This is a genomic window from Streptomyces sp. CO7 (assembly GCF_053474865.1).
Genome location: NZ_JBRIOU010000006.1, coordinates 49008 through 57217, shown reverse-complemented (window position 1 = coordinate 57217; position 8210 = coordinate 49008). Strand labels below are relative to the sequence as shown.

Genomic DNA, 8210 nt, shown 5'->3' with positions numbered 1-8210 from the left:
GCGCCGCCCGTTCGCGCGGCCCTCACGCGCCGTCCGTCAGCGCGGCCCCTACGCGCCGGCCGTTCGCGCCACCCGCGAGACCGTCTCCCGCAGTCCTTCCAGGTACCGCTCCATGCTCCGCAGCGCCGGCCCGGTGTCCGGATACCGCGCGGCGAACTGCAGGCCCTCGTGCACCCGGCTCACCCACACGCACACCTGGTCCCCGTACGACACCCGCAACAGCCCGTACGCGTGCAGCTCGTCCCACCTCTCCGAGCCCGGCACCCCGCGCCCGTCGACGAACGACACGATCGAGTACAGGTCGGGGGAGCGCGGCCGGAACTCCGCGCCCAGCAGCCGCAGCACCCGGGCGATCGGCATCCGCGCCAGCCTCCGGTTCCCCCGCAGCGCCGCCCGCACCCGCCGCAGCGCCTCCTCGAACCCGGCCCCGTCGGAGAGGTCGACCTCGATCGGCACCCCGCCCACGTACCAGCCCACGGAGTCCTGCCACCGCGACTGCGCCCGCGTGTGGAACGGCACCACCGTCCGGTACACCGACGTGCCCGCGATCTCCCGCACCAGCACCGCCGTCGCCGCCAGCACGCCCACCAGACTGCCGCCGAAGGGGCGGCAGTACGCCTCGAACCCCGCCGCGTCCTCCGCCCCCACGAGCGTGTCCTGCAGCAGCTTCTGCGTCGGAAGCTTGCCCTCCACGGCGTCCAGGCCGAGGTCCACCGGGAAGTTGGGCAGCTGACCGTCGCACCGCGAGACGAACTCGCGCCAGCGCGCCACGATCTCGTGACCGTCGTCGACCCGGTCCGCGTCAGCCCGCTCGGCCTCGCAGAAGTCCACGTAGCTGCCCGCCGGAGACTGCGCCACGGTCCGGCCCTCGACGGCCGCCGCGTAGAACTCGTGGACCTCGGCCGGGATCCGGTGCAGGGAGTAGGCGTCCACGTTGCTGTGGTCGAAGGCCATGTACACACTGGTGCAGTCCGGCCGGACCACCGCCGCGTAGAGGAAGTTCGGCCAGTCCAGCGCGTCCGCGGCCACGTCGAACCGGTCCTGCAGGTGGGCGACGAGCCGCTGCGCGTCGTCGAAGGCGCCCACCACCTCGCGGCGCAGTCGCACCGCCCCGGCCCCGAGCGTGAACCGCCGCATCACGCCCTGGTCCCAGCGGAACCCGCTGCGCAGCGTCTCGTGCCGCAACGTCCAGTCGTGCAGAGCCTGTTGCAGCGCCTCCAGGTCGACCGTGCCGGGGATGTCGAACGCCGCGCCGACCCAGGTCGGCACGAACAGGCCGTCCTCGCGCACCGACCGCGCCGTCCTGATGTGCGACTCCTGCACGTAGGCGGGCGGCCGGGTGTCCTCCGGCAGGCCGGCGGCCGCCTCGACGGTGTCCGGACTGAGCGTCCACTCGACGAGCAGTCCGGGGCGCACGTCGCACCGCTGAATGTCGGTCACTCGCACCGGGGCGTTTCCCTTCGTAGGGGGCGGAGAAGGCGGAACCTCGCGTCGGCCCGTTCACCGGCCCGGCTCCCGACGGCGAACACGAGCCCTCGTCCCCGCCGGCCGCCTCCGAAGCCTCGTCCGCCCGGGCTTCTTCGACGCATGCCCAACGAGGCGGCCGAGAGCGAGGAAACGGGTCGGGCCACGGGCGCAACCGCGGAGGGCGGTGCCGCGTCCGTTCCCAGCGCCCCCAAAAGCCCTTCCGGCGAGGGAAGTTCGCGGCGGGCGCCCGCCGGACCGACCACCCGGGAGTCACCACTTGTCCACCTCCTCCGACCGCTTCCTCTACCTCGTGCGGCACGCGGAGGCGAACGCCGACGAGACCTCGCTGACCGAGCGCGGACGCCGTCAGGCCGCCCTCCTGGGCGAGCGCCTGCGGGGCGTCCCGTTCGCCGCGGTGCACCACGGGCCGCTGCCCCGCGCCGCCGAGACCGCCGCGCTGATCACGGCCCGCCATGGCGGCGGGGTCGCCGCGCACCCCTGCCGGCCGGCCGGCGACTACGTGCCCCATGTCCCGGCACGGGAGGAACTCCACCCCGCTTCTGCCGACCGGATCCTCGGCTTCCTTGCGGGCTTCCCGGCCGCCGAGCGCGAGGAGGGACCCCGGCTCGCCCGCGAGGCCGTCGACCGCTTCACCGGACCGGTGGCCCAGGACACCCCCCGCCACGACCTCGTCGTCACCCACAACTTCCTCGTCGGCTGGCTGGTCCGGCACGCCCTGGACGCCCCGCCAGGCCGGTGGATCGGCCTCAACCACGCCAACGCGGGCCTGACCGTGATCCGGTACACCTCGCAGCGGCCCCCCGCCCTCCTCGTGTACAACGACACCGGCCACCTTCCCGCCGACCTGCGCTGGACAGGCCTACCGCCCGAACTGCACGTCTGACCCGTTGGACCCCTGGACGCGGGCGTCGCACGGCGTTAGACATGCACCGTTTGCCCCACCCGCGGATCGAAGGGCGGCCATGACCTACGTACGCACGGAGACCGACGGCGCCGTGGCGACCATCTGGATGGACCGCCCCGAGCGGCGCAACGCGGTCGACCGTGTCATGGCCGGGCAACTCCTCTCCGCCTTCCAGGAGTTCGAGGCGGACCCCGACCTGCGGGTGGCGGTCCTCGCCGGAGCGGGCGGCACTTTCTGCGCGGGCGCGGACCTCACCGCGGTCGGCGACCCCGACCGGCGCAACCTGCTCACCGAGGACGGCGCCGCGCCCGGACCCATGGGCCCCACCCGGGCGCACCTCACCAAGCCGCTGATCGCCGCCGTCGCCGGGCACGCGGTGGCGGGCGGCCTCGAACTGGCGCTGCTGGCCGACCTGCGCGTCGTGGAACGCGACGCCGTGATGGGGGTGTTCTGCCGTCGCTGGGGCGTGCCGCTGATCGACGGGGGCACCGTCCGCCTGCCCCGGATCGTCGGCCTCGGCCGCGCCCTGGACCTGATCCTGACTGGACGGCCCGTCGCCGCCGAGGAGGCCCACGCCATGGGACTCGCCAACCGTCTGACCGCACCGGGCGAGTCCGTCGCGGTGGCCCGTGAACTCGCCCGGACCATCGCGTCCTTCCCCTCCCGGTGCATGCTGACCGACCGGGCCTCCGTCTACGCGGGCCTGGACCTGCCCCTCGCCGAGGCGCTGAGGGCGGAAGGCACGGCGGGAGTCCCCGTCGTGGAGCACGAGGGTGCGGCCGGCGCCGCCCGTTTCGTCGCCGGGGCCGGCCGCCACGGCCGGTTCCCGGGGGAGGAGACCTGACATGAGCGACAGTCCCACCGCACGTGAACCGATCGTCCGCGGGGCACGCGAACACGCGGACCGGGTCGCCGTCGTCCTCGGCGACGAGGAGCGCACCCACGCCGAGGCCGACCGCCTCGGCAACCGCCTCGCACTCGGCCACCCGGCCGTCCGCGAGGTCGCCGTCGTCGGCACCCCCGACCTTCGCTGAAAGAAGCCGCGCCGGATCCTCTTCCGCCACGGCCTGCCGAAGACCGTCGCCGCCAAGGTCAACCGCAAACAGCTGCGCGGGGAGCTCCCCCGGAGGGCTGCGCCGCTCCGGTCAGCCCGCCCCGCGCCCGAGCGGGCTGCGCCCCGAACGGCTCGGAGCAGGCATGACAGGAGCGGGCGGCGACCCGAAGGGCCCGGCGCGGGCCCGGCCCCCGCTGACCGCCGCGCTGCTGGGTCCCGAACGGCCGACGGGGGTGCCGGCGCCTGCAGCGGCGGCCGCACCCCCGTCACACGTCGGACGCCGGCCGGGCCAAGGCCCGGCCGGCGTCCGACGTCCTCTTCCGCTCACCGCTGCGAACGGCGGCGCGCCAGCCACACCAGGACGACCACGCCGGCCGCCGTCAGCAGCAGGGTGCGGTGGTCCCGCGCAGCCTGGGCTCCCTGCGCCGCCTTCTGCCGCACGGGTTCGGGCGCCTTCTCCTGCACCAGACCGGCGGCCTGGGACGCCTTGGCCCGGGCCTGTCCGGCCGCGGACGCGGCCTTCTCCTTCACCGGGGCGGGAATCCTCTCCTGCACCTGGGCCGCGGTACGGGCCGCCTTGACCTTCAACTCCCCGGCCTTGGCGGCGGCCTGCCCCTTGACCTCGGCGGCCTTCTCCTGGGCGCGGGTCCTGACGTCCGCCTTGGCGGCGAGCGCCTCGACCGTCTTCCCGAGCTCCTGGCGGGTCGCCTCGACGTGGTCCCGCAGATCCTCCTCGCCGGTGGTGGTGCTCTCGTCGTTCGACGGATCGGTCATCGCTTCACGCTCTCCTTGATCTCGGCCACGTCGGCCTTCACGCTCCGCACCGTCTCCTCGGGCGTCGGCGGTGCGCCTTCCTTGATCTGCTTCCTGCCGCTCACGGCCATCACCGCGGCGATGGCGCCCAGCACCACGGTGACGATCAGCGCGGCGGCCCACACCGGCAGGGCCACCGCCAGACCGGCGATCGCGGTGGCCACCAGCGCCTGCAGCATCAGGAACCCGACCACCCCCGCCCCACCGAACAGCCCTCCGCCCTTGCCGTAGCGCTTCCCCTTCTCCTTCATCTCCGCCTGCGCCAGCTTCATCTCGCCGCGTACCAGCTCCGTCAGCTGCTGCGACGCGCGCTGCACCAACTCGCCGACCGGCTCGTCGGCGCCCTGGGCACCGCTGCGGCCGCCGCCGGCCGGGGGCTGCTGCATGGTCGACACGACGATCACCTCCCGTCCTCGCTCGTCGTCCTGGACGACGGGCGGCGCACCGCCCGTCGCGTGAGCACGCGAATACCCCGAAGAAGCCGATTCAGGGCAGGCCGGGCCGGGACAGGGGAAAGACCCCGCGTTGTCGGTGCGGGCGTCTAGTGTTGCCGGCGTGGCCGATCTTGGGGTGAAGGCGACCGCGATCCCGCGGAACGCGGACGCCGACCGCCCCTGCGCAGCCGCCGGAGCAACCCTTCCCCCTCTTCCCCGCCACGTTGGAGGACGTCATGAGCGAAGCCGGGACCACGACCACGGACAGCGGACACGTACCCGCCTCGGCCACGCACGACGTGATCCGCGTGCACGGCGCCCGCGTCAACAACCTCCGTGACGTCAGCGTCGACATCCCCAAGCGCCGCCTCACGGTCTTCACCGGCGTCTCCGGATCCGGCAAGAGCTCCCTGGTCTTCGAGACCGTCGCCGCCGAGTCCCAGCGCCTGATCAACGAGACCTACAGCGCCTTCGTCCAGGGCTTCATGCCGACCCTCGCCCGGCCCGACGTCGACGTCCTCGAAGGTCTGACGACGGCCATCGTCGTCGACCAGGAACGCATCGGCGCCGACCCCCGCTCCACCGTCGGCACCGTCACCGACGTCAACGCCATGCTGCGCATCCTGTTCAGCCGTCTCGGCGACCCCCACATCGGCCCGCCCAACGCCTTCTCCTTCAACACGCCCTCCGTGCGGGCCAGCGGCGCCATCACCGTCGAGCGGGGCGACCAGAAGACCGTCAAGCAGACGTTCTCCCGCGCGGGCGGCATGTGCGCGCGCTGCGAGGGCCGGGGAGCGGTCTCGGACATCGACCTCTCCCAGCTCTACGACGACAGCAAGTCGATCAGCGAGGGCGCCTTCACCATTCCCGGCTGGAAGTCCGACAGCTGGTGGACCGTCAGGACCTACGCGGCGTCCGGCTTCTTCGACCCCGACAAGCCCATCCGCGACTTCACCGAGCAGGAGATGGAGGACTTCCTCCACCACGAACCCGTCAAGGTCAAGGTGGAGGGCGCCAACCTCACCTACGAAGGGCTCATCCCCAAGCTGCGCAAGTCGATCCTCTCCAAGGACCGCGACGCGATGCAGCCCCACATCCGCGAGTTCGTCGACCGGGCCGTCACCTTCGTCACCTGCCCCGAGTGCGACGGCACCCGCCTCAACGAGGCGGCCCGCTCCTCCCGCATCCGCGGCCGCAGCATCGCCGACCTCTGCTCCACGGAGATCGGCGAACTCGCCGCCTGGATCCGCGAACTCGACGAGCCCTCGGTGGCCCCGCTGCTCACCGCCCTGCGCGGCGTCCTCGACTCCTTCGTCGAGATCGGCCTCGGCTACCTCGCCCTGGAACGCCCCACCGGCAGCCTGTCCGGCGGCGAGGCCCAGCGCGTCAAGATGATCCGCCACCTCGGCTCCAGCCTGACCGACGTCACCTACGTCTTCGACGAGCCCACCGTCGGCCTGCACCCCCACGACATCCGGCGGGTCAACAACCTGCTGCTGCGCCTGCGCGACAAGGGCAACACGGTGCTGGTCGTCGAGCACAAGCCGCAGACGATCGCGATCGCCGACCACGTCGTCGACCTCGGCCCGGGAGCCGGCACCGAGGGCGGCACCGTCTGCTTCGAGGGCACCGTCCAGGGCCTGCGTTCCTCGGCCACCGTCACCGGGCGCCACCTCGAGGACCGCACCACCCTCAAGGAGAAGGTGCGCACCCCCACGGGGCAGCTCGAGATCCGCGGCGCGCGCACCCACAACCTCCAGGACGTGGACGTCGACATCCCGCTCGGCGTCCTCGTCGTGGTCACCGGGGTCGCCGGCTCCGGCAAGAGCTCCCTGGTGCACGGCTCCCTGGTGGGCAGCCCGCTCGCCGCCGAGGCGGGCGTGGTCTCGGTCGGCCAGGGCGCGATCCGAGGGTCCCGGCGCAGCAACCCGGCCACCTACACCGGTCTGCTCGAGCCGATCCGCAAGGCCTTCGCCAAGGCCAACGGAGTCAAGCCCGCCCTGTTCAGCGCCAACTCCGAGGGCGCCTGCCCGGTCTGCAACGGCGCCGGCGTCATCTACACCGACCTGGCCATGATGGCGGGGGTCGCCACGCCCTGCGAGGACTGCGAGGGCAAGCGCTTCCAGCCGGCCGTCCTCGAGTACCGCCTCGGCGGCCGCGACATCAGCGAGGTCCTCGCGATGCCGGTGTCCCGGGCGCTGGAGTTCTTCGGCGCCGGGGAGGCCCGCACGCCCGCCGCGCACCGCGTGCTCACCCGGCTCGAGGAGGTCGGCCTCGGCTACCTCACCCTGGGCCAGCCCCTGACGACCCTCTCCGGTGGCGAGCGCCAGCGCCTGAAGCTCGCCACGCACATGGGCGATCCGGGAGGCGTCTACGTCCTCGACGAACCGACCACCGGCCTCCACCTCGCCGACGTCGGACAGCTCCTCACCCTCCTGGACCGGCTGGTGGAGTCGGGCAAGTCCGTGGTCGTCGTCGAGCACCACCTCGCGGTGATGGCGCACGCGGACTGGATCGTCGACCTCGGCCCGGGCGCGGGCCGCGAAGGCGGCCGCGTCGTCTTCGAGGGCACCCCCGCCGACCTGGTCGCCTCCGGCGCGACCGTCACCGCCGAGCACCTGGCCGACTACACCGCCGGATGATCCCGCCGCCCGGACGGCCCCGTCCGCGCCTCAGGACGGGGCGGGACCGTCCGGGCCGTCCTGCGCCTGCGTGCGGTGACGCCGGTAGTGGCGGGCCGCCCGGGCACGGTTCCCGCAGGAGGTCCTGCACCATTCCTGCCGGCCGTGGCTCTTGACGAAGTACCGCACGCAGCGCGGGGCCGTGCACGCCCGCAGCAGTTCGCGCTGCGGCCCGGCCAGGAAGTCGATCGCGTCGCGGGCCAGCGCCGCCACCAGCCCCGCGGCGCGGGAGTCGTGCGCGGACAGCATGCGGACGGCCGGCGCGCCCTCCTTGGGCCACTCCAGCCGCGGTGTCACCGCCGCACGCGCGGCCGCCGTGTTCAGCCGATCCAGCGCCTCGTCGAAGGGCATCGGGCGGGCGGAGTCTGCTGAGCTCGGCGGGCCGGGGGCGACCGCCCGCGCGAAGAGGGCACGGACCGCGCGTCGCACCCCGGCGACCTCCTCCCGCAACGCCTCGTCGACCGCGATCCGACCGCCCGTCAGCTCCCCGGACAGCAGATCCGCGCAGCTGTGGAGCCAGTGCGTGGCGCCCTCCACCGTGGCCAGATCGTCCGCGACGCCCCCGTTTCCGTCGTGACGGATCGTGCCCGCCAGTTCCAGCACCAACCGCCGCTCCACGCGGGCCCCTTCCGCCTCGGCGTCGACCGCTTGCCGACCCATCGGCGTGCAGTCTAGTGTCTCTCACGGTAAACGCTGCGTTTTCCGTTAGGACGGAGAGCGGCGGAGACAGCGAGGTGCGGAGGGCCGGGCAAGGCGCCCGGCCGGTGACCGGCGGGCGGACCGCCGAAGGAGGCGCGGGATGACGGTGCTGCTGGCACAGATCAGCGACCTACACC

Annotated in this window: 8 protein-coding genes; 4 read left to right on the top strand and 4 right to left on the bottom strand. The window is 73.5% G+C overall.

The features are described 5' to 3' along the window. Positions 1 to 48: 48 nt before the first annotated feature. The gene (locus ACOV8S_RS21600; protein ID WP_448319549.1) at positions 49 to 1446 is read right to left on the bottom strand and encodes a condensation domain-containing protein; all 1398 of its coding nucleotides are present in this window, start codon (positions 1444 to 1446) and stop codon (positions 49 to 51) included. A 298-nt stretch (positions 1447 to 1744) separates the two neighbouring features. On the opposite strand from ACOV8S_RS21600, the gene ACOV8S_RS21595 reads away from it, so the two are divergent. The 3 genes from ACOV8S_RS21595 to ACOV8S_RS21585 all read left to right on the top strand — a co-directional run bounded on the left by ACOV8S_RS21595 (position 1745) and on the right by ACOV8S_RS21585 (position 3426). After that, entirely contained in the window at positions 1745 to 2371 is a 627-nt protein-coding gene (locus tag ACOV8S_RS21595) for a histidine phosphatase family protein (RefSeq protein WP_448319548.1), read from the top strand. A gap of 79 nt (positions 2372 to 2450) precedes the next feature. Beyond that, entirely contained in the window at positions 2451 to 3236 is a 786-nt protein-coding gene (locus ACOV8S_RS21590; protein WP_448319546.1) for a crotonase/enoyl-CoA hydratase family protein, read from the top strand. Position 3237: 1 nt separating this feature from the next. Next, positions 3238 to 3426, top strand: coding sequence for a hypothetical protein (locus tag ACOV8S_RS21585; protein ID WP_448319544.1), 189 nt, complete (start codon positions 3238 to 3240; stop codon positions 3424 to 3426). A gap of 344 nt (positions 3427 to 3770) precedes the next feature. On the opposite strand, the gene ACOV8S_RS21580 is transcribed toward ACOV8S_RS21585, so the two are convergent. Both ACOV8S_RS21580 and ACOV8S_RS21575 read right to left on the bottom strand, forming a co-directional pair. Continuing rightward, positions 3771 to 4220 (bottom strand): DUF3618 domain-containing protein, encoded by a 450-nt coding sequence (locus ACOV8S_RS21580; protein ID WP_448319542.1) that lies wholly within the window; start codon positions 4218 to 4220, stop codon positions 3771 to 3773. After that, positions 4217 to 4645, bottom strand: a complete 429-nt coding sequence (locus ACOV8S_RS21575; protein ID WP_448320105.1) for a phage holin family protein — start codon at positions 4643 to 4645, stop codon at positions 4217 to 4219. The genes ACOV8S_RS21580 and ACOV8S_RS21575 overlap by 4 nt, the downstream gene beginning before the upstream one ends. Before the next feature lie 284 nt (positions 4646 to 4929). Between ACOV8S_RS21575 and ACOV8S_RS21570 the strand changes: the two genes are divergently transcribed. Continuing rightward, on the top strand, positions 4930 to 7335 hold the full coding sequence (locus ACOV8S_RS21570; protein ID WP_448319540.1) for an excinuclease ABC subunit UvrA: 2406 nt from the start codon (positions 4930 to 4932) through the stop codon (positions 7333 to 7335). A gap of 30 nt (positions 7336 to 7365) precedes the next feature. Here the strand turns inward: ACOV8S_RS21570 and ACOV8S_RS21565 are convergent, their stop codons facing one another. Continuing rightward, positions 7366 to 7992 (bottom strand): CGNR zinc finger domain-containing protein, encoded by a 627-nt coding sequence (locus ACOV8S_RS21565; protein WP_448320104.1) that lies wholly within the window; start codon positions 7990 to 7992, stop codon positions 7366 to 7368. Positions 7993 to 8210: the final 218 nt, after the last annotated feature.

Bases quoted from the DNA above. Each gene is read 5' to 3' on its own strand.
- ACOV8S_RS21590 (WP_448319546.1), top strand. From the start codon at position 2,451: ATGACCTACGTACGCACGGAGACCGACGGCGCCGTGGCGACCATCTGG.
- ACOV8S_RS21585 (WP_448319544.1), top strand. From the start codon at position 3,238: ATGAGCGACAGTCCCACCGCACGTGAACCGATCGTCCGCGGGGCACGC.
- ACOV8S_RS21580 (WP_448319542.1), bottom strand. From the start codon at position 4,220: ATGACCGATCCGTCGAACGACGAGAGCACCACCACCGGCGAGGAGGAT.
- ACOV8S_RS21575 (WP_448320105.1), bottom strand. From the start codon at position 4,645: ATGCAGCAGCCCCCGGCCGGCGGCGGCCGCAGCGGTGCCCAGGGCGCC.
- ACOV8S_RS21570 (WP_448319540.1), top strand. From the start codon at position 4,930: ATGAGCGAAGCCGGGACCACGACCACGGACAGCGGACACGTACCCGCC.